The organism is Gemmatimonadota bacterium (assembly GCA_016720805.1).
Lineage (GTDB): Bacteria > Gemmatimonadota > Gemmatimonadetes > Gemmatimonadales > GWC2-71-9 > Palsa-1233.
The window spans coordinates 105,729-126,779 of record JADKJZ010000009.1 but is presented as its reverse complement, the minus strand read 5'-3'; the positions used below and the strand labels follow the sequence as shown (position 1 = coordinate 126,779).

Annotated in this window: 20 protein-coding genes, 1 pseudogene and 1 riboswitch; all 21 genes and pseudogenes read left to right on the top strand. The window is 69.1% G+C overall.

Translation table 11 applies throughout. The annotated features are described in order from the left end of the window. Positions 1 to 720: GTP cyclohydrolase II (gene ribA, locus IPP98_09075; protein MBL0179259.1), on the top strand; the 720-nt coding region annotated here is incomplete at its 5' end. Next, entirely contained in the window at positions 717 to 1,199 is a 483-nt protein-coding gene (locus IPP98_09070; protein MBL0179258.1) for a 6,7-dimethyl-8-ribityllumazine synthase, read from the top strand. The genes ribA and IPP98_09070, both read left to right, overlap by 4 nt. Further along, positions 1,199 to 1,612 (top strand): transcription antitermination factor NusB, encoded by a 414-nt coding sequence (gene nusB / locus IPP98_09065; protein MBL0179257.1) that lies wholly within the window; start codon positions 1,199 to 1,201, stop codon positions 1,610 to 1,612. Before IPP98_09070 ends, nusB begins: the two co-directional genes overlap by 1 nt. An 11-nt stretch (positions 1,613 to 1,623) precedes the next feature. Then, positions 1,624 to 2,760, top strand: a complete 1,137-nt coding sequence (locus tag IPP98_09060) for a glycosyltransferase family 4 protein (protein MBL0179256.1) — start codon at positions 1,624 to 1,626, stop codon at positions 2,758 to 2,760. Positions 2,761 to 2,769: 9 nt separating this feature from the next. Continuing rightward, on the top strand, positions 2,770 to 3,726 hold the full coding sequence (gene hprK, locus IPP98_09055) for an HPr(Ser) kinase/phosphatase (protein ID MBL0179255.1): 957 nt from the start codon (positions 2,770 to 2,772) through the stop codon (positions 3,724 to 3,726). Continuing rightward, positions 3,723 to 4,094 (top strand): hypothetical protein, encoded by a 372-nt coding sequence (locus IPP98_09050; protein ID MBL0179254.1) that lies wholly within the window; start codon positions 3,723 to 3,725, stop codon positions 4,092 to 4,094. The genes hprK and IPP98_09050 overlap by 4 nt, the downstream gene beginning before the upstream one ends. After that, positions 4,094 to 4,570: a PTS sugar transporter subunit IIB gene (locus tag IPP98_09045; GenBank protein MBL0179253.1), complete on the top strand. Its 477-nt coding sequence runs from the start codon at positions 4,094 to 4,096 to the stop codon at positions 4,568 to 4,570. The genes IPP98_09050 and IPP98_09045 overlap by 1 nt, the downstream gene beginning before the upstream one ends. Beyond that, entirely contained in the window at positions 4,567 to 5,238 is a 672-nt protein-coding gene (locus IPP98_09040; GenBank protein ID MBL0179252.1) for a PTS sugar transporter subunit IIC, read from the top strand. Before IPP98_09045 ends, IPP98_09040 begins: the two co-directional genes overlap by 4 nt. After that, positions 5,235 to 5,975 (top strand): PTS system mannose/fructose/sorbose family transporter subunit IID, encoded by a 741-nt coding sequence (locus IPP98_09035; GenBank protein MBL0179251.1) that lies wholly within the window; start codon positions 5,235 to 5,237, stop codon positions 5,973 to 5,975. Before IPP98_09040 ends, IPP98_09035 begins: the two co-directional genes overlap by 4 nt. Beyond that, positions 5,972 to 6,238, top strand: a complete 267-nt coding sequence (locus tag IPP98_09030; GenBank protein MBL0179250.1) for an HPr family phosphocarrier protein — start codon at positions 5,972 to 5,974, stop codon at positions 6,236 to 6,238. The genes IPP98_09035 and IPP98_09030 overlap by 4 nt, the downstream gene beginning before the upstream one ends. Positions 6,239 to 6,246: 8 nt before the next feature. Next, a complete protein-coding gene (ptsP, locus tag IPP98_09025) occupies positions 6,247 to 8,046 on the top strand; it encodes a phosphoenolpyruvate--protein phosphotransferase (GenBank protein ID MBL0179249.1) in 1,800 nt (599 codons plus the stop codon). Between the two features lie 26 nt (positions 8,047 to 8,072). Then, positions 8,073 to 9,314: a methionine adenosyltransferase gene (locus IPP98_09020; protein MBL0179248.1), complete on the top strand. Its 1,242-nt coding sequence runs from the start codon at positions 8,073 to 8,075 to the stop codon at positions 9,312 to 9,314. Positions 9,315 to 9,322: 8 nt separating this feature from the next. After that, complete coding sequence (gene ahcY / locus IPP98_09015; protein MBL0179247.1) at positions 9,323 to 10,666, top strand: adenosylhomocysteinase; 1,344 nt, start codon at positions 9,323 to 9,325, stop codon at positions 10,664 to 10,666. 7 nt (positions 10,667 to 10,673) lie between these two features. Beyond that, complete coding sequence (locus tag IPP98_09010; protein ID MBL0179246.1) at positions 10,674 to 11,789, top strand: hypothetical protein; 1,116 nt, start codon at positions 10,674 to 10,676, stop codon at positions 11,787 to 11,789. Positions 11,790 to 11,801: 12 nt separating this feature from the next. Continuing rightward, positions 11,802 to 11,985, top strand: a riboswitch (cobalamin riboswitch). Between the two features lie 118 nt (positions 11,986 to 12,103). After that, positions 12,104 to 13,099 carry an iron ABC transporter permease gene (locus IPP98_09005; GenBank protein ID MBL0179245.1) on the top strand — a complete coding sequence of 332 codons (996 nt, stop codon included), beginning with the start codon at positions 12,104 to 12,106 and terminating at the stop codon, positions 13,097 to 13,099. Next, positions 13,096 to 13,929, top strand: a complete 834-nt coding sequence (locus tag IPP98_09000) for an ABC transporter ATP-binding protein (protein ID MBL0179244.1) — start codon at positions 13,096 to 13,098, stop codon at positions 13,927 to 13,929. The genes IPP98_09005 and IPP98_09000 overlap by 4 nt, the downstream gene beginning before the upstream one ends. Next, the gene (locus IPP98_08995) at positions 13,926 to 15,896 is read left to right on the top strand and encodes a TonB-dependent receptor (GenBank protein ID MBL0179243.1); all 1,971 of its coding nucleotides are present in this window, start codon (positions 13,926 to 13,928) and stop codon (positions 15,894 to 15,896) included. The genes IPP98_09000 and IPP98_08995 overlap by 4 nt, the downstream gene beginning before the upstream one ends. Positions 15,897 to 15,915: 19 nt before the next feature. Next, positions 15,916 to 16,989 carry a hypothetical protein gene (locus tag IPP98_08990; protein MBL0179242.1) on the top strand — a complete coding sequence of 358 codons (1,074 nt, stop codon included), beginning with the start codon at positions 15,916 to 15,918 and terminating at the stop codon, positions 16,987 to 16,989. 4 nt (positions 16,990 to 16,993) lie between these two features. Then, the gene (gene recO / locus IPP98_08985; GenBank protein MBL0179241.1) at positions 16,994 to 17,743 is read left to right on the top strand and encodes a DNA repair protein RecO; all 750 of its coding nucleotides are present in this window, start codon (positions 16,994 to 16,996) and stop codon (positions 17,741 to 17,743) included. 108 nt (positions 17,744 to 17,851) lie between these two features. Beyond that, positions 17,852 to 18,277 carry a hypothetical protein gene (locus IPP98_08980; protein ID MBL0179240.1) on the top strand — a complete coding sequence of 142 codons (426 nt, stop codon included), beginning with the start codon at positions 17,852 to 17,854 and terminating at the stop codon, positions 18,275 to 18,277. A gap of 133 nt (positions 18,278 to 18,410) precedes the next feature. Then, positions 18,411 to 21,022, top strand: a pseudogene (gene clpB, locus IPP98_08975) (ATP-dependent chaperone ClpB). The last annotated feature ends 29 nt before the right edge of the window (positions 21,023 to 21,051 follow it).

The window sequence follows — 21,051 nt, the reverse complement described above, 5'->3', positions numbered from 1 at the left end:
CATTGCGAGATCCTCAGCGACGACGGCACGATGTCGCGGCTGCCGCAGTTGCGCGAGCTCTGCGACACGCATGGCCTCACGCTGGTTTCCGTGGCCGAACTGGTGGCGTACCGCCTGCGCACCGAGCAACTCGTCGAGCGGCTCGCCGAGGCGCGGCTGCCGACCGAGTCGGGCGAGTGGCGTGTGATCGGCTACCGCAATGCCGTGGACGATGCCGAGCACGTCGCGCTGGTGCACGGCGACGTCGAGGGGAAGGAAAACGTCCTGGTGCGGATGCACTCCAAGTGTCTCACCGGTGATGTCTTCCATTCGTTGCGCTGCGACTGCGGCGTGCAGCTGCACCGCGCCATGGCGAAGATCGTGGCCGAGGGAGCGGGAGTGATCGTCTACCTCGATCAGGAAGGGCGGGGGATCGGGTTGCTGAACAAGATCCGCGCCTACGCACTGCAGGACGAGGGCGACGACACCGTCCAGGCCAACGAGCGCCTCGGCTTCAAGCCCGACCAGCGGGACTTCGGCATCGGGGCACAGATCCTCCGCGACCTGGGCCTCACGACGTTGCGGATCATGACGAACAATCCCCGGAAGATGGTGGCGCTCGACGGCTATGGCCTCGAGATCGTGGGACGCGTGCCGCTGGTGGCGGACACCACCGACGAGAATCGCGCCTATCTCGAGACCAAGCGCGACAAGCTGGGCCATTTCCTCGGAGAAAGCTGATGCCCGAATACAGTGGACGCCTGCACGCGATCGGGCGGGTGGCGATCATCGTCTCCCGCTATCACGAACGGGTGACCTCACGCCTCCTGGATGGCGCTCGCACGACCTGCCTCGAAGCCGGCATTGCCGACGAGGACGTCGACACGCTCTGGGTCAGTGGCGCATTTGAACTGGGCGTCACGGCGATGGCGGCCGCGCACAGCGGGCGGTACTCGGCGGTGGTGGCGCTGGGGGCAGTCGTCCGGGGCGAGACGCCGCACTTCGACTTCGTCGCTGGCGAAACGGCGGCCGCGCTGTCACGTGCGGCGACGGAGACCCTCGTGCCGGTCGGCTTCGGGCTGCTGACCTGTGACACGATGGACGAAGCGGTGGCGCGTGCCGGTGGCGCGGCCGGCAACAAGGGGCAGGAAGCGGCCGAAGCAGCACTGCGCGCGGCAGATCTGTTGATGCAGCTGGAACTCGAACCGGACAGCGAGTGATGCTGCGACCAGAAACGAAGCGACGCGCGCGTGCCTTGCAGCTCCTCTATGTCCTCGAGACCGTGGGCGACGGCGACCAGAACGCCGCCTCGAGCGGCCTGGCACGACTGACCGGCCCTGAACCCGCGTTGCACGAGGAGGCGGTGGCGATCGTGGAGGGCGTGATGCTGCAGCGCGACGCGATCGACAAGGTGGCCGCGCGCGCAACCGAGCACTGGCGCTTCGACCGGATCGCCTCCGTCGAGCGCAACATTTTGCGGCTGGGCATCCACGAGTTGATGCTCGGCGTGGTGCCGCCGAAGGTCGTGCTCGACGAATCGATCTGGCTGGCCCACCGCTTCGCTGGTCCGAAGGCGCCCTCGTTCATCAACGGGGTGCTGGACCGGGTGGCTCGCGACCTGGGTCGGTTGTAGGGCCATCGGCCGTGAACATCCTCCTCGTGAACTGGCAGGACCTGCGGAATCCGCATGCCGGCGGCGCGGAGATCCACCTCTTCGAGCTCTTCTCGAGGTTGGCGGCGAGGGGGCACCGGGTTCGATTGGTGTGCTCGGGCTTCGAAGGCGCCCCCGTCGTGGAAATGGTGGACGGCATCGAGGTGCATCGGCACGGCGATCGCCACAGCTTCGCGCTGGTGGGTCGCGGTGCCGTCCGGCGCGCGCTGCGCAGCGAACCGGCCGATGTCCTCGTCGATGACGTGAACAAGCTGCCGCTCTTCACGGCCACGCTCACCGCGCTCCCCATCTACACGCTGGTTCCGCATCTCTTCGGCACCACCGCCTTCCAGGAAGTGAGCTGGCCGATGGCGGCCATGGTGTGGTTGGCGGAACGACCGATCCCCTGGCTCTACCGCCGCGCCTGGTTCCACGCCATCTCGGACTCCACTCGGGACGACCTGGTGGCCCGTGGTGTGCCTCGGGAACGCATCGCCGTGGTCTATCCCGGCGTGGACTCGGTGCGGTTCACGCCGGCGCCGTTGGTGGGGAGGAGCCAGCCCCCGCGCTTCGTCTATGTCGGGCGGATCAAGCGGTACAAGGGCGTCGAGTTGCTGCTGCGGGCCCTGGTCGAGGCCCGGCGCCATCGGCCCGACCTCTCGCTCGACATCGCGGGGAGTGGCGACGACCGTCCGCGCCTCGAGGCCCTCGCCCAGACCCTCGGACTCGGCGATGCCGTCCGATTCCTTGGCTTCGTCGATGAGGCCACCAAGCTGGCGCTCTTGCGGGGGGCCGTGGCGAACGTGTTTCCTTCCCCGAAGGAGGGGTGGGGGATCACCGTGATGGAGGCGGCGGCGTGTGGCACCCCGTCGCTCGCCTCCGACTCGCCGGGACTCCGCGATTCGGTGCGCGACGGTATCACCGGCCTGCTGGTCCCGCACGGCGATGTGTCGGCGATGGCCACGGCGATGTGCCGACTCGCCGACGATCCGGCATTGGTGGCCACCCTTGGCGCCGCCGCGCGCGAGCACGCGGAGCAGCTGACCTGGGACTCGGCCGCCGACCAGGTGGAGCACCATCTGATGGATCTCGTGGCAGGGCGGATCCCGCCGCCGTCATTCGTGGGCTGAGGGGGAACGATGCGCTTCCGTGATTTCCTGGCCGCCGGCGACACGCTCCAACTGGAGCCGCTGACGGGCGAGCTCGGCCTGGACCGCCTGGTGCCGGATGCCGAGATTGCCTCGCCCGGCCTCGCGCTCGCGGGGTATCACGGTCGCTTCATGCCCGATCGCCTGCATGTGCTCGGCGAGACCGAGATCAGCTATCTCGCGTCGCTCGCTCCCGAAGTCCGCACCGCGGCGCTCGAAGGCTTCTTCCAGTACGACCTCCCCTGCGTCTTCATCACCAAGGGGATGGAGCCGCCCGAGCCGATGCTCGACCTGGCCCGCGGCCGGCACGTGCCGGTCCTCCGCACGCGACTCAAGACCGCCGAGTTCTACAAGCGCATCAAGCCGATGCTCGAGGACGCCTTCGCGCCGCGCACCACGTTGCACGGCTCGCTCTCGGACGTCTATGGTGTCGGACTCCTCTTCGTGGGCCGGTCCGGCATCGGCAAGAGCGAGTGCGTGCTCGACCTCGTGGAACGGGGCCATCGCCTCGTCGCGGACGACGTGGTCAAGGTCACCCGACGCGGCACCGACGTCCTTCTCGGGCAGGGCCACGAGCTGGCGGCGCACCACATGGAGATCCGCGGCGTGGGGCTGATCGACATCCCCGCGCTCTTCGGCGCGCGGTCGGTGCGTCAGCAGAAGCGGATTGAAGTGATCGTGCAGTTGGAGGACTGGGAGACGGCGCAGGGTGCCGACCGGACCGGGCTGCAGCGCGACACGCAGGTCGTGCTCGAAGTGCCGATCCCCAAGGTGATCGTGCCGCTCAACCCCGGAAAGAACATCACCGTGATCGCCGAGGTGGTGGCCATGATGCATCTGCTGCGCTACAGCGGGGTGGACGTCGCCGCCGCCTTCAATGAGCGCCTCATCAAGAAGATGCGGGAAAAGCGCGGCGTGCGCGAATACCTGCGGGACGACTTCGAATGACCATGCTGCGGGGAGTGATCGTGGGGCACGGGCAGCTGGCCCAGGCCATGCTCGGCGCGGTGGAGCAGATCGCCGGCGTCGAAACGGGGCTGGTGGCCGTGTCGAACACCGACTGCGACCGCGGCGCCCTCGAGGCACGCATCGTCGCCGCGGTGGATGGCGGGCCGGCGCTGGTCTTCATCGACATGCCGAGCGGCTCGTGCCTCTTTGCCGCCATGCGCCAGTTGCAGACGATGTCGGGGGTCCGCGTGGTCACCGGAGTCAACCTGGCGATGCTGCTGGAGTTCGTGTTCCATCGCGAAGGCGCGGTCGATGACGTGGCGGCCCATGTGGCCGAAGTCGGGGCCCGTGCGGTGGCCGCTCGCTGATGGCGCTGGTCCTGCTCCGCGTCGATGACCGCCTGGTGCATGGGCAGGTCGTGATCGGCTGGGGCCGACCGCTTGCCGCGCGATTCATCGTGCTGGTCGACAACGGCGTTCGCGCCAGCACCTGGGAGCAGGACCTCTACCGGATGGCCGTACCCGACGGAGTCGAGATCATCTTTGCGAGCACGGCAGAAGCCACCGCCTCCCTCGTGGGGTGGGCCGCGGACCCGCGCGCGGGCATCCTGCTGACCGGCGACCTCGCGACGATGGCGGCCTTGCACGACGCCGAGCCGGTCGTCGCCCATCGCATCAATCTCGGCGGCATTCATCATCGCGCCGATCGCGTGGAGCGGCTGCGCTACCTCTATCTCGATGACGCCGACATGGCGATCCTCAGACGGCTCGCCGCCGATGGCGCGGCCATCACGGCGCAGGATCTGCCGACGTCTCCTCCGGTCCCGTTGGCGGACTTCCTGTGAGCTGGACCCTCGCCGTCGTCCTCTCGCTCTGGAGCATCCTCGTCACCGTGGATCTCGTCTCCATGCCGCAGGGGCTGCTGGCCCGACCGCTGGTGGCGGGCACAGTCGCCGGGATGCTGGCGGGGGACACCACGGCGGGCCTGCTGGTCGGAGCGGTCCTGGAGCTGTACGCGTTGGACGTGTTGCCGATCGGTGCCGCTCGCTATCCCGACTACGGTGCCGCAGCCGTCAGTGCCGCGGCCGCCGCCGCGTTGACGCCAGCCGCCCCGACCTTGGCGGTGGCCGGCATCATTGGATTGCCGCTGGCGATTCTCGGGGGCTGGACCCTCCATGTGCACCGTCGGCGCACGGCGCAATCGATCCACCGTCGCCTGGAACGGGTGGCCGCCGGCGATGCACGCGCGATCTGGGAATTGCAGCGCAACGGGCTCGCCCGCGATGGCATTCGCGGCGTCCTCCTCGGGGCCGTGGGCCTTGGCGTCATCTTTCTCGCCATGGCCTTCCCTTGGGATGCGTTTCCAGAGATGGGGCTCGTCGGCAAGGCGACGGTCGCAGGTGGGATCGCCGCGTCCCTTGGCGGCGCCTTGCGCAGTGGTGGTGCCGGTGCGCGCCGCCGTTGGCTTGCGGTCGGCCTGGCGACCGGACTCCTGCTGGTGCTCGGGCGATGACCCCGCGCCAACAGGCCGTCCTCCGGCTGCTCGGCGTGCAGGCCGCCTGGACCTACGAGCGGATGTCGGGCATCGGCGTGGGTCACGCCGCGACCCCGCTGCTGCGTCATTATCTGGCCGATGAACCGCCCGAGGTGCGTCGCGCCGCGGTTGCCCGCTCCGCCGAGTTCTTCAATTCGCATCCCTACCTCGCCGGTGTGGCGGTCGGTGCGGTGGTGCGCGCCGAGCGCGACCACGTCCCCGGCGAGACGATCATCCGACTGCGCACCGCGCTGTCCGGCCCGCTCGGCGCGATGGGCGACCAGCTCATCTGGGCTGGCGAGGTGCCGGCGCTGATCGGCTTCGCGTTGGCCGCCACGCCCTGGCTCGGTGGTTATGCCGTGCTGGTGGCGGTCATCGCCCACAACTGCATGCGCCTCGCCCTGACGGTGTGGGGCCTCGATCTCGGGATGCGCGAGGGACTCGGGGTGGGCGGGGCGTTGCAGCGTTCGTGGCTCCCTGCGCGCGCCGATGATGCGCAGCGCGTCGCTGCCTTTGCCGTCGGACTCGGCATCCCGGTTGTTGGTGCCTATCTGCTCCGTGAAGTCACCATTACCCATACGCTGGCCATCGCCTCGATCGGGATCGTCGGTGCGCTCCTCGCGATTGCCCCCGGGACGCGGTCCCGCGTCACCGGGCTCCGCCTCGGTCTGGCGCTCGTGGCAGTCGCGCTCCTCGTCGTCGGAGGTTTCCGGTGATTGAACGCGAGGCCGTGATCGTGAATCCGCTGGGGATGCACGCTCGACCCGCTGCCCAGGTCGTGCGCCTCGCCGCGACCTTCGGGTCCGAAATCGAGCTGTCGTGCCAGGGCCAATCCGTGAACGGCAAGAGCATCATGGGGGTGATGATGCTCGCCGCCGAGTGTGGGGCGGTGGTGCAGGTGCGCACCACGGGCCCCGACGAGGACGCGGCGATGACGGCCGTGCTCGCCCTGATCGCCGACGGCTTCGGGGAACGATGAGCGAGCGCGTGCTTCGCGGGGTCGGTGTCTCGCCCGGGGTGGCGTTCGCCCCGGTCGTCGCCGTGCGCTGGTCGTTCCCGGAGGTGCCGGATCGGAATGTCTCACCGGATCAGCACGACGCCGAGATTGCCCGACTGCATGAGGCCGTCGCGGCGGTGCTGGGCCAGCTCGCCCAGTTGCGGGATCGGACGGCGGTGCGCGCCGGCCCCGAGGAGGCGCGCATCTTCGATGCGCAGATGATGATGGTGCAGGACCCGACCTTCATCGCCAGCGTCGAGACGCTGATTCGCAAGAACAATCTCTCGGCCGAGACCGCCTACGAGTTCAAGGCGCTCGAGTTGCGCAACGCCTGGCAGGGATCGCGTCAGGCGATGCTGCGCGATCGCCTCGCCGACCTCAACGCCATCCAGCTCCGGATGCTGGCCCACCTGCTCGGGCGGGCCACCGATGAGGCGTGGCTCGGCGAGATCGACCAGCAGGTCGTCATCCTCGCGCGCGAGCTGTCGCCCGGACTGACGGTGCAGTTTGACCGCGAGCACGTGGTCGGCTTCATCTGCGAGGAAGGCACCCGCACCTCGCACGCCGCGATCCTGGCACACTCGCTCGGGATTCCCGCGGTGATGGGGGTGCCGCGCGCGCTCGATCGCATCGCCGAGGGGGCGATCGTCCTGCTCGATGGCCAGAGCGGCGTGATCATCGTCGATCCCACGCACGACGAACTCGAAGTGGCACGGCTGCAGGCGTCTCGACGCCACAAGCTCGAGCTGCAACTCGAGGGGATGGCGTCGTCGCCGGCCGAGACGCCGGATGGGGTCCGCATCAAGCTGCAGGGCAACGTCGACCTTCCCGAGGAGGTCGAGCCGGCACTGCGCCACGGTGCGGAAGGGGTCGGGTTGTTGCGCACCGAATTCCTGGTCTCCGGGCGTGCCACCCTGCCGACCGAGGATGAGCAGACGGAGTACTATCGCCGGGTCGGGGCCGCCTTCGCGGGCCAGCCGGTGGTGGTGCGAAGCTACGACCTCGGCGGCGACAAGTTTCCCGCGGCCTTCGCCTCGCCGCAGGAGGCCAACCCCTTCCTCGGCTGGCGTTCGATCCGCGTCTGCCTGGACGAACCCGCGCTCTTCCGGCCGCAGTTGCGGGCAATCCTGCGCGCCGCCGCCGATCGCGACCTCTGGCTGATGCTGCCGCTGGTGATCTCGCTCGACGAGGTCCTCGAGACCCGCGCCATCCTCGCCGAAGAGGCCGAATCGCTGCGGCGGGACGGCATTCGGGCCGCGGCGGACATACCGGTCGGTGTGATGATCGAGACCCCGGCCGCGGTGACCTTGGCGGCGGAGTTCGCCCAGGTCTCGGCCTTCCTCAGCGTCGGCAGCAACGATCTCACCCAGTACACGCTCGCCGTTGATCGGGGCAATGCCCGCTTGGCGGCCCGCTTCTCGCCGCTCCATCCGGCCGTCGTGCGTGCCCTGCGCCAGGTTCGCCTCGCGGCCGCGGCCGCCGGAATTCCTTCTTCCGTCTGCGGCGAGATGGCCTCCGACCCGATCTCGGCGGTCCTGCTCCTCGGCCTCGGCTATGATCGGCTCTCGATTGCCCCGCCGTCGATCCCGCTGGTGAAGTGGGTGGTCCGGAACATGCCGATGTCGGCCGCGCGGGAGGCGGCCGAGGCGGCCGCCGAGGCCACCACAACCAGCGCCGTCGAGACGATCCTCCGCGAGGCGGTGGGCCGTCACCTCGACCTCCGGCTGGTCGATCCGGCCGGCGCGTTGCCGCACCCTTCGACGGGCACTAGCTTGCCGCGTTCCCCGTGAGGTCTTCACTCCATTCGCGAGGCCCGATGTCATCGGCCGCACGCCACATCTTCACGTCCGAATCGGTCACGGAAGGGCACCCCGACAAGGTCGCCGACCAGATTTCCGATGCCGTGCTCGACGCCATTCTCGCCCGCGACGCCGCGGCGCGCGTGGCCTGTGAAACACTGGTCACCACCGGCATGGCCGTGGTGGCCGGCGAGATCACCACGTCAGCCTACGTCCACATCGCCGACATCGTGCGCGCCACGATCGAGCGGATCGGCTACACCGACTCGCAGTTCGGCTTCGACTACCGGACCTGCGCCGTCCTCTCCTCGATCGACCGGCAGTCGCCCGACATTGCCCAGGGCGTGGACGGCAAGGGCCCCGACGACCAGGGCGCCGGCGACCAGGGGATGATGTTCGGCTACGCCTCCGACGAGACCGAGCAGCTGATGCCGCTGCCGATCGTCCTGTCGCACCGGTTGGCGGAGCGGCTGGCGGCCGTGCGCCGGGGCGGGAAGGGGATTCCCCGGCATGGTTGGCTCCGGCCCGACGGCAAGACGCAGGTGTCGGTCGAGTACGAGGGCGATCGCCCGATCGGCGTGAAGACGGTCGTGCTCTCGACGCAGCATGCCGACCGCGTCGGCAATCGGTCGCTGTCGCAGAAGACGATCCAGGGTGCGATGGTCGAGGACGTGATCGTGCCGGTGCTCGAGGAGTTCGGCTTCGACAGCAGCAAGACCAAGTTCCTCGTCAACCCGACCGGTCGCTTCGTCATCGGCGGCCCGCACGGCGACGCCGGCCTCACCGGCCGCAAGATCATCGTCGACACCTACGGCGGGATGGCGCGCCATGGCGGCGGCGCGTTCAGCGGCAAGGACCCGACGAAGGTCGACCGCTCGGCGGCCTACGCGGTGCGCCACGTCGCCAAGAACCTGGTGGCCGCCAAGCTGGCCCGCCGCTGCGAGGTGCAGGTCGCCTACGCCATCGGCGTGGCACGGCCGGTCTCGGTGTTCGTCAATTCGTTCGGCACCGGGGTCGTGCCGGACGAGGTGCTCGAGCGCGCGGTGCGCGAGGTCTTCGACCTGCGCCCGGCCGTGCTCATTGCCGACCTCAAGCTGCGCCAGCCGATCTATTCCGCGACCGCCGCCTATGGCCACTTCGGCCGCCCCTACGAAAAGGGGATCTACGAAGATGCCGGCCATCGTCCGCAGCGCGTCGAGCGCTTCACCTGGGAGCGGACCGACCGGGTCCGCGAGCTTCGAACCGCCGTCAAGGCGTGAGGACCATCATGACCAGCATTGCCATTGACGCACCGCACGACATCAAGGACCTGGGCCTGGCCGACGAGGGGAAGCGCCGCACGGAGTGGGCCGAACGGTCGATGCCGGTGTTGCGGCAGATTCGTGCGCGCTTCGCCACCGAGCGTCCGCTCGCCGGTCGCAAGCTCTCCTGTTGCCTGCACGTCACCACCGAAACGGCGAACCTGATGATCACCCTGCGGGCCGCCGGCGCGGAGATCGCGCTCTGTGCGTCGAATCCGCTGTCGACCCAGGATGACGTTGCGGCCCACCTCGTCCGCGATCACGGGGTGCACGTCTACGCCATCAAGGGCGAAGATCACGAGACGTACTACACGCACCTTGCGCAGGCGCTCGCGTTCGGCCCCGACCTCACGCAGGACGACGGCGCCGATCTCGTCGGCGCGCTGATGATGGTGGCCCTCGGCCGCCTCGATGACCTCGCGCCGCCGATCAAGGCGATGGTCGAGGCGCTGTCGCCCGAGGAACGACTGGCGATGGTCGCGCGGGTCAAGGGCTCCACCGAGGAGACCACCACCGGCGTCATCCGGCTCAAGGCGATGGCGAAGGAAGGCATCCTGCGCTTCCCGATTCTCGCCGTGAACGATTCGCGCACCAAGCACATGTTCGACAATCGGTACGGCACCGGCCAGTCGACCCTCGACGGCATCATCCGCGCGACCAACATGCTCCTCGCCGGCAGCACCGTGGTGGTGGCTGGCTATGGCTGGTGCGGACGCGGCTTCGCCATGCGCGCGCGCGGGGCCGGCGCCACGGTGATCGTGACCGAGATCGATCCGGTGGCGGCGCTCGAGGCCAAGATGGACGGTTTCGAGGTGATGCCGATGGCACAGGCCGCTCCACTCGGTGACCTCTTCTGCACCTTGACCGGCAACATCCACGTGATCCGCGGGGAACACTTCGCGGCGATGAAGGACGGCGCGATCGTCGCCAACTCAGGCCACTTCAACGTCGAGCTCGACCTTGAATCGCTGGCCGGCCTGGCGAGCAACCGCAGCCACGTCCGCGACTTCGTCGAGGAGTTCGTGGTGAATGGCAAGCGGATCCTGGTGCTCGGCGAGGGGCGGTTGATCAACCTCGCCGCCGCCGAAGGCCACCCGGCGTCGGTGATGGACATGTCGTTCGCGAACCAGGCCCTCGCGGCCGAGTACCTCGTGCTGCAGGCCGGCAAGCTCGGCAACGAGGTGCACAAGCTCCCACCGGCCGTCGACATCCAGATCGCGACGCTCAAGATGGCCGCGATGGGCGCCGCCTTCGACACGCTCACCGCCGAACAGCAGCACTACCTCGCCAGCTGGGACGCGGGCACCTGACCCGGTGATGTCACTGCTTGCCAGCGCCCTCGTGGCGATGGCCGTCGGCGCGGCCGGCCCCGGAGGAACGGTGGCCGGCCGCGTCGTGCGTGTCGCGGCGCCCGGCGACACGGTGGCGGCAACGGGCGCCATGGTCGTGCTCCACAGCGTCACCCCGGGAAAGCAGGGGCCGGTCGATTCCGTTCGCGTCGGGACCGATGGCCGGTTTCGTTTTGCCCAGCCTGCCGACACCACGGCCATCCTGTTGATCTCGTCGCGCTGGGATGGCGTGCAGTACTTCTCCACGCCGATCGGCAGCGCCCATGGCCAGCGGGACTCACTCGTCACGCTGGTCGTCTCCGACAGTGCCTCCGCGGCGCCGATCGCCCTGGCCGCGCGGCATCTCGTGATCAGCGCCCCGGCCGCCGACGGGACGCGCAGCGCCGTCGACCTGCTCATCCTGGCGAACGACGGCTACCAGACGCGCGTGCCACCGGACCTCTCCGCCGCGTCGTGGCGGTTCCTGATGCCGCGTTCGGCAGTGAACCTCGTCCTCGGCGAATCGGACTTCGCTGAGGAGGCCGTGCAATTCCACGGCGATACGCTCGAGCTGCACGCGGCAGTGCCACCGGGGCAGCGACAGCTCCTGGTGCACTACCAGATCCCACCGGCGACCCGCGCCCTCGACGTGCCGTGGGCGGAAGGCTCGCCGGTGGTGAACGTGCTGCTCGAGGAGTCCGACGCGACAGCGGGCGCACCGCTCGCGCGCGCCGACACCACCACCGTCGACGGCCGCCACTACACCCGGTGGACGGGCGCCATGGTGGCCCCCGGATCCATCGCGCTGCGCTTTGGTGGTGACGGCCAGTTGCCCGGCTGGGTGGCCGAGGCGGTGGCAGGGTGTTTTGCCCTCGGGCTCATCGTGATGGCGCTGCTCAGTGCGCGTCGCGCGACGCTGCCACGGCAGGCAGTCGTTGCCACCGCGACGACCCCGTCACCGGTCGACGAGCTCCTGGACGCCATCGCCCGGCTCGACGCGGCCCATGCGGGTGGTGAGGCCGCCCATGCCCCCGGCGTCTGGCACGACTATCAGGCGGCGCGCGCCGCCTTGAAGGAGCAGGTGCGCGCGCTCTTGCCGCCCTGATTCGGCAACGGTAGCTTGAGGCACAATTGAAGACCAGCGAATGGGGCAGCTCGGAAGTCCGGTGAAATGCCGGCGCGGCCCCGCCACTGTAACGGGCAGCAGTAAGACGTCGTTCATTGCGCCACTGGGGTAGTACCCCCGGGAAGGCGAACGACGAGCCCGGAGCCAGGAGACCTCTCCGTTCGCGCCACCAATAAACCCTCGGGGGAGGGGATGGTGGCGTGGTCGTGGAAGTCCGCGGACCAGTGCGTCCGCGCCCATCTGCGTCTCACGTCCCGCCCGTCCACGACCCCATGTCGGAGACGGGCCTTTTCGTGACTCCACGCGCCGCCCACCGGATGCGCCATGCGCTCCCCGCACTTGCGGTGAGCGCGCTCGGCGCGATGGTGGCGGCGCTCTTCGTCGGCCCGGTCCTCCTCACCCCAGGCGCAGTCCTGGCGGCGCTTCGCGACGGAGCGGGGCAGGATGGTGCCATCATCCGCTCGCTGCGGCTGCCGCGCATCGTGCTGGCGTTCGGTGTCGGTGGCACGCTCGCGGCCTGCGGCGCCGCGTTGCAGGCGATGGTGCGCAATCCCCTGGCCGAACCATGGCTTCTCGGACTCTCGGGTGGCGCTGCGCTGGGTGCGGTGATCGGCGTGGTGGCGGGGCTGCCGGCCGGATGGAGCGTGTCCGCCAGTGCGACCATCGGCGCGCTGGCGGCGGTCGCCCTCGTCTATCGCATCACCGCCGTGGCCGGGCGTCGCCTCGATCCGCGAGTCCTCCTCCTCGCCGGTGTGGTGGTGTCCGCTTTTGCGGGCGCCGTGACCACCGCCCTCCTCGCGGTCGCCGATCCCTTCGCCTTCCGCGCGGCAACGGTGTGGCTCTTCGGTGGCTTTGCCGGTGCGTCGTGGGACGCGGTGCTGCGCTTCGTGGTGATCGCGACGCCGCTGCTCGGCCTGCTCTGGTGGCTCGCCCGGGCGCTCGATCTGCTCGCCCTCGGCGAAGACACCGCGGCGATGCTGGGCGCCGATGTCGATCGTACCAGGCGTCTCGTCATCCTCACCACCTCGATCCTGACGGCGACCACGGTGAGTGTCGCCGGGACGATCGGCTTCGTGGGGCTGGTGGTCCCGCACGCGCTTCGCGGCCTGGTCGGGCCGCTGCATCGGCGCCTGTTGCCGGCCGTCTTCCTCGCCGGCGGCGCCTTCACCGTGCTGGCCGATGCCGTGGCACGGACGGTCGTGCGCCCGGCAGAGTTGCCGGTCGGGGTGATCACGGCCCTGGTCGGGGTCCCGCTCTTCGCGGTGCTGTTGCGACGGAGTCTGGCATGAAGCTCCACGCGGATGCGCTCACCGTTCGATATCCCGGCGTCACGACGGCGGCGCTCGACGCGGTCTCGCTGACGCTCGAGCCCGGCGAGATCGTCGGCGTGGTCGGGCCCAATGGGAGTGGCAAGTCGACGTTGCTGCGCGCCCTGCTGGGGCTGCTGCCGCTGCATGCGGGAATGGTCGAGCTCGATGGCCGCAGGATCGCGACCTGGTCGCGCCGCGATCTCGCCGACATGGTCGGCGCGTTGCCGCAGCGCGAGGAGTCCACCTTTCCGCTCACCGTGCTCGAGTCGGTGCTGCTCGGCCGCTGGTCGCGGCTCGGCCCGGTCGCGTCGGTGGCGGAGGCCGATCACGCCGCCGTCGCTGCCACGCTTCGCCGTTGCGACGTCGCGGGGCTGGAGGATCGTCGGGTCGACACGCTCTCCGGCGGCGAATGGCAACGGGTGCGCGTGGCGCGCGCACTGGTCGCCTCGCCACGACTCCTGTTGCTCGACGAGCCGACCGCCGCGCTCGATGTCGGGCACGAAATGGAAATATTCGAACTGTTGCGCCGACTCGCCGCCGAAGGACTCGGCGTGCTCGTCATCACGCACCAACTCAACCTTGCCGCCCGCTTCGCCGATCGCCTGATCCTCCTCGACCGTGGACGCACGGTCGCCGAGGGTCGGCCGCCCGAAGTCCTGCGCGAGGATGTGATCTCCGCCGTCTTCGGCTGGCCGGTCGCCGTCACCTCGTGGTGTGACGGTGCCCCGCAAGTCGTCCCATTGCGACGCGCCGAGGCCGCCGAGAGCGGCCGGGCGCTTCCCCCTTTGCGAGAGGATCCTGCTCCATGAAGTCTCTGGTGTGCCGGGCGTTCCCCGGCTTGTTCGCCTGTCTGGTCGCCGTGTCGACGGCGAGTGCCCAGCGCGTGGTGCGTGACACCGCCGCGCTGGCCGATCTGGTTGTCACCGCGACTCGGCTGCCGACCGCGGCGCCGGTCGCTGCGGCGACGACCGTCCTGCGTGGTGACGATTTGCGCGCGCGGGGCGTGCGCCTGGTGCAGGACGCCCTGCGTGAAGTTCCCGGCGTCGCGATCGTGCAGAACGGCTCGTACGGCGCGGTCACGTCGCTCTTCCTGCGCGGCGGCGAGAGCGACTACGTCAAGGTGCTCCTCGATGGCGTGCCACTCAACCTTCCGGGCGGGTCGCTCAACATCGGCGACCTGACGACGGACGATCTCGACCGGATCGAGGTCGTGCGCGGCCCGGTGTCAGTGCTCTATGGTGCCGATGCGATGAGCGGGGTCATCCAACTCTTCACGCGCCACGGGTCGGCAGAGCGCAGCGGCTCGCTCGGGGTCCGCCGCGGGACGTTCGGCGCGCGGGACTGGAACGCGCGGGTCAGCGGGGGCAGTGCACAGACCGGGCTCTCGGTTGCCGCCTCGCGCTTCGCGAGCGACGGGATCTATCCGTTCAACAGTCACTACGACAACCGCGTCGGCTCCGCACGCCTCGATTGGCGCGCGGCCAACGGTGGTGCGATTGCCGTGACGGCCCGCGGCGGCGATGTCTCGGCGGGGTACCCGACCGACTTTGCGGGGGTCCCCGTCGATCGGAATCAGCGCACCACTGAACGACGCCTTTCCCTCGGTGCCGAGGCGAGCCGCCCGCTTGGCCGGCTCCTCACGGGGACCGTGCAGGGATTCGCGTCGCGCCTCCGTGCCGGCGCCACCAACCGCTCCGACACGCCGACCGACACCCTCGGCTATGGCTTCGACAGCGATCGCAGCGCCGTGACGTGGCGGCGAGGCATCGACGCACGGCTTGATTGGCGTCGGCTGCCGCAGGCGACGCTGTCGATCGGTGGCGGCGTTGAACGGGAGGAGATCACCTCCACCGGCCGGACCAGGCAGAACTACGGTGGCGGCGCGTTCGACGATGCCACCGATTTCTCCGCCGACCGCAACACCCGACATGCGTATGCCCAGCTGCTGGCGACGCCGCACCGGAACGTCTCGCTCCACCTGGGGTCGCGCCTCGACGACAACTCCGCATTCGGCCGCTTCTCCACCTGGCGTGCCGGTGCCTCAATCCAGCTCCGCCCCGGGACCCGCGTCTGGGGAGCGGTGGGCACGGCCTTCAAGGCGCCGACCTTCGCCGAACTGTTCGCCGCCGATCCCTATGAAATAGGAAATCCGGGGCTCGCCCCCGAGCGGACTCGAAATGCGGAAGTCGCCCTGGCCCGGCAACTGACCCGTCGCGCCACCCTCGAGGTCACCGCCTTTGACCAGCGTTTCAGGCAGCTGATTCAGTATGTCGACGCCGCACCGGGGCAGCCGACGTATGTGAACCTCGGTGCGGCCCGGAGTCGCGGGATCGAGGCATCGATGGTCATTCGGGCCGAGGGAGGGCTCACCCTCCGCGGGCACTGGACGCGGCTCGCCACGGAAGTCACCGATAGTGGTTCGGCTTCCTCCCTGACCTTCCAGCAGGGCGCACGGCTGCTCCGACGCCCGCCGTCGAGTGGCGGGGTCACCGCGACGCTGCAGCGGGCAGGGGCGACCCTGGGTGGCAGCCTGAACTACATCGGGGAGCGGGACGACGTCGATTACCGGGATTTCCCCGCGACCCGAACCGCATTACCCTCCTACATTACCGTGGACCTCTCCCTCGAGCTCCCGGTCCGGCGCGCAGCGGCAGGATCTCCCGGCGCCGCGCTTACCTTCCGGGGCGAAAACCTGTTCGATGCGGACTACGATCAGGTGGTCGGTTTTCCCGGACGCGGGCGCACCCTCTTCGTGGGGGCCCAGCTCCGCTATTGATGACATGAGGAATGTGACCATGCGCCTACGGCCCGCCACCCTGTTGCTTGCAAGTTGCCTCGGCGCGTGCGCGGCGACCACGGGGCCGACGTCGCTCCCCACCGAAGTGCTGGTGGTGCTCGATCAGCAGGAGCGCAACCTCAGGCTGGTGGCCGTCGATTCGACGGCCACCACGGTCAATATTCCTCTCGGCACCACCCCGGGCTCCCCGACCACTCTCGCGGTGCGCGGGACCAAGGCCGCCGTCGGCATGAACGCGGGCGGCCTGATTCTCATCGTCGATCTCGTCACGCACCAGGTCGTTGCCCAGATCGTCACCTCGCTTGGCGACAACTCGCCGATCGCGTCGATCGCCTTCTCCGACGAAGGGGATGGCTATGCGGCCTCCCCGGTGGCGAACCTCGTCACCCGATTCACGACGGCGGGGGCGGCGGAACAGATCAATGGATTGACGCAGGGGCCGCAGGCGTTCGGGATGGCGCGTGGCAGGGTCTTCTTCGTGAACGGCAACCGGCTCGGCTGTTACCCGGTGCAGGCCACCTGCGCCAACAACGCCAGCTGGATCGCCCCGTTCGAGCGCGGCAAGAATCCGCTCGACTCCATTCCGCTCATCGGTCCGGGGAACGCGGTCTCGGCCGTTACCTCCAGTGATGGCCTCCTCTACGTGCTGAACGCCGGCAACGGCGGCTCGGTCGAGGGTCGCCTCTCGGCCGTTGATCCGGTCCGTCAGCGCGAGGTCGCCTCGTTCGGCGGACTCGGCGTGTCGCCGTCCTTCATGGTCTCCGACGGTGGCGACCGCCTGTTGATTGCGAGCGCCGCCGAGGGGCTGATGATCTTCAACACCCGGACCCGCGCCTTGGAGCGCGGGGCCGGGTCGGGCATTCCCCTGCTGCAGCCGCGCGGTCTGACGAGCGATGGGCTGGGGCGGAGTTACGTCGTCGAGGCGGGGAGTTGCACTGTTGGCGGCAGCGCGGGCCGTATCCGCGTCTTCGGCGCCGACCTGGTCGAGCGCCGGACGATTGCGACCGGCGTCTGCCCGGTGGCCGCGGCCATTACCGAGATCCAGGCCGACCTCTTCCCACTGCAGAACTGAGCCGGTGGCGGGCTCCCCGACCATCACTCCCGCGATCGTCCTCGGGTCCATTCGCTACGGGGAAACCTCGCGCATCGTTCGGCTCCTCACGCGCGATCTCGGGATGCTCAGCGCGATCGCCAAAGGGGCGCTGCGCCCCAAGAGCCGATTCGGCGCCTCCCTGCAACTCCTCAGCGAGGGCCAGGCCCATCTGCTCCAATCGCGGGGTGGCGACCTCCACACCATGGTCGCCTTCGACCTGACGGGGTGGCATGGCGGGCTGGCGAACGACATGCGCCGGTTCCACGCTGCCTCGGCGCTGGCCGAGTTGGCAGTGCGCTTCGTGCCGCCGGTCGGCAATCCCCCCCTCTACGAGGACATCCGGCAGGCGGTGGCGCTGATCGAGCTCGCTCCCCTGGACGCCGTCGAGGTCGTTGGTTTGCGGGCGCTCTGGCGGCTGATCGGGGATCTCGGGCTCGGGCCGGCCCTTGAACACTGCGCCCGGGACGGCGCCGACCTGCCTCCGGGGGCGGTGGCCTTCTCCCTCGGGGATGGCGGCTTCCTGTGTGAGGCCTGTGCCCGTGGGACGGGCGCCGCTCGCCTGGCCGCCGAGGACCGGGCCGCGGTGGTCGCCCTGCTGACCCCGGGTGCCGACCTTCCGGTGCTTGACGCCCCCCACGCGGCCGCCCATCGGCGGCTGCTGGCCCGCTGGGTGGGCCACCACCTGGCCGATGGGGAGCTTCCCGCCCTGGAGGCCTGGCGGCGCGCGGGGTAGTGGCCCGGGAGGCCCCAAGGTGACACTATTCACCTGTTCCATTCCCGAACCGTCACCCGACGGAGGCCTGTTCGAACCCACCAATGTCTGTTGCCTGAAGGAGTTTCCATGCGCCGACTGCTCTGGTCGGTGGTCGTGGCGGTGCTCCTCGGGGTGGTGACCAGGCCAGCCGTTGCCCAACGGTCGTCCGATCGGCCCGTGATCTCGCTCGAGGAGCCGCGCCCCAACCCCGTCCTCCCGGCGGCGCTCGTTCCGTTTGCCATCGATGCGGAGGTCTGCCGCAAGGATCACATTCCACGCGTCAGCGTGAAGGTCTACAATGTGCTTGCCAATCCGGTGGCCGCGTTGCGGTTGCGGGGACGGCGAACCACTCCGCTCGACAACAGTCCGTTGCGATGCGGGACCTACGTGGCCGTGTGGGACGGCACCATTGATGGCGGAACGCGCGTTGCGCCGCCCGGGATTTACTACCTCCAGCTTGCCGTGGATGACCGGGCTCCACGCACCAGAAAGCTGATCGTGACCCAACCGTGAGGGACGCCCGTGCGTCCCTCGCGGCGTTTTGGACATACACCGATACCTTGAGGGATCTCGGTTCGGCCATTCCGGCAGGTGCGGCGCGGCGCGTCCCTTGCCATCTTCCACGAGAGCCCAGGAGGGATGTCCGATGCTGAGACCAGAACGATTGACCGTGAAGGCGCAGGAAGCGGTGCGGGACGCGATCGAGCACGCCGGCAAGCGCGGCAACCCGGTGGTGAACGATGCGCACCTGCTCGCCGTGCTGCTGGCGCAGGACGACGGCATCGTGCCGCCGCTCCTCCGCAAGGCCGGGGTGACCGTCTCTCGCCTCAGCAATCTGGTCGAAGCCGAGGTCGCCACCTTTCCGAAGCAGGAGGGTGGTGACACCCAGCCGACCATCGATCGTGGCCTGTCGAAGATCTTCGATCGCGCCGAGAAGCTCAGCAAGGAGTTCGGCGACGACTACGTCTCCACCGAGCATCTGCTGCTGGCGCTGACCGAGGAGAAGGGCACCACCGCACGCCGTCTCCTCGAGGACGCCGGACTGACCGCCAAGCAGTTGCGCGACGCGCTCGCCCAGCTGCGCGGGTCGCATCGCGTGACCGATCAGACGCCGGAAGAGAAGTACCAGGCGCTCGAGCGCTTCACCCGCAACCTCACCCAGTCGGCACGGGACGGAAAACTCGATCCCGTGATCGGTCGTGACGAGGAAGTGCGCCGCGTGATGCAGGTGCTCTCCCGGCGGACCAAGAACAACCCCGTCCTCATTGGCGAGCCCGGCGTGGGCAAGACGGCGATTGTCGAAGGGCTGGCGCAGCGGATCGTGAATGGCGACGTCCCCGACTCGCTCCGCAATCGCGAGGTCGTGGCGCTCGACATCGGGCTGCTGCTTGCGGGCGCGAAGTTCCGCGGCGAATTCGAGGAGCGCCTCAAGGCGGTGGTCAAGGAACTGACCGATGCCGAGGGACGCTACATCGTCTTCATCGACGAACTGCACACCCTGGTGGGTGCGGGGAAGGCGGAGGGTGCGGTCGACGCCTCCAACCTGCTGAAGCCGGCGCTGGCGCGCGGCGAGTTGCACGTGGTCGGTGCGACGACGCTGGACGAGTACCGTCTGCATGTCGAGAAGGATGCCGCGCTCGAGCGCCGCTTCCAGCCGGTCTTCGTCGGCGAGCCAGCGTCGAGGACACCATCGCCATCCTCCGCGGCCTCAAGGAGAAGTACGAGGTTCACCACGGCGTCCGGATCACCGACAACGCGCTGATCGCCGCCGCGACGCTCTCCAGTCGCTACATCGGCGACCGCTTCCTGCCGGACAAGGCGATCGACCTGATCGACGAGGCCGCCGCCCGGCTCCGCATGGAGATCGACTCGCTGCCGCAGGAGATCGACGAGGTCGAGCGGCGCGTGCTGCAGCTCGAGATCGAGCGGCAATCGCTGCTGCGCGAGAAGGACAAGGCGTCCATCGAGCGTCGGTCGATCCTCGAGCAGGAGATCGCCGAGCAGCGGGAGAAGAGTGCCGGCATGAAGGCGCAGTGGCAGTCCGAAAAGTCTGCCATCGAGAAGATCCAGAAGAAGAAGGCCGAAGTGGAGCAACTGCGCGCCGAGGTGGATCAGGCCACGCGCAGTGGCGATCTCCAGAAGGCCGGTGAGCTCCGCTACGGCCGCATTCCTGAGCTGGAGCGAGCCCTCACCGTCGAGGAGGCGAAGCTCGGCGATGCCCAGCAGGGGGCGCGCTATCTCCGCGAGGAGGTGGACACCGAGGACATCGCGTCGGTCGTCGCCAAGTGGACGGGGATTCCGGTCACCAAGATGCTGGAATCCGATCGGGCGCGGCTGACCCGCCTCGAGGCCGAGCTGGCCCGGCGGGTCGTCGGACAGCCCGAGGCGATTGCCGCGGTATCGAATGCGGTGCGGAGGGCCCGGGCGGGGCTGCAGGACACCGCGCGCCCGACCGGCTCGTTCATCTTCCTCGGTCCGACCGGTGTCGGCAAGACGGAGACGGCGCGGGCGCTTGCCGAGTTCCTCTTCGACGACGAACGCGCGATGGTGCGGCTCGACATGTCGGAGTACATGGAGAAGCACGCCGTCTCGCGGATGATCGGGGCACCCCCAGGGTACGTCGGCTACGAAGAGGGCGGCCAGCTGACCGAGGCGGTGCGGCGGCGGCCGTACTCCGTCCTGCTGTTCGATGAGATCGAGAAGGCGCATCCCGACGTCTTCAATCTGCTGCTGCAGGTGCTGGACGATGGCCGGCTGACCGACTCCCAGGGACGGGTGGTGGATTTCCGGAACACCGTCATCATCATGACGAGCAATCTCGGCGGTCGCTACATCACCGCCGTGCGCGAGCCCGATCCGGTCGAATGGCTCGAGATCGAGTCGAAGGTGCTCGAGGAGTTGCGGGGGCACTTCCGTCCCGAATTCCTCAACCGCGTGGATGACGTGATCGTCTTCCATCCGCTCACGCGCGAGGACCTGGATCAGATCGTGGCGCTGCAACTCGGCAAGCTGCGCGCGCTGATCGCGGCGAAGGGAATGGTCCTCGACGTGACCCCCGAAGCGATGTCGTGGATCGGGGACGCGGGGTACGATCCTCTCTACGGCGCGCGGCCACTCAAGCGGGTCATTCAGCGCGAACTGCAGAACCCGATCGCCATGGAGCTGCTGGCGGGCGCCTACGAGGAGGGCGACATCATCCGGGTCACGGTCGTGGGCGAGCAACTCACCTTCGAGCGGGTTCCGGCCGCGGGTGGGTGAAGCACCACCCTCGGCCGCCGATCTCGCAG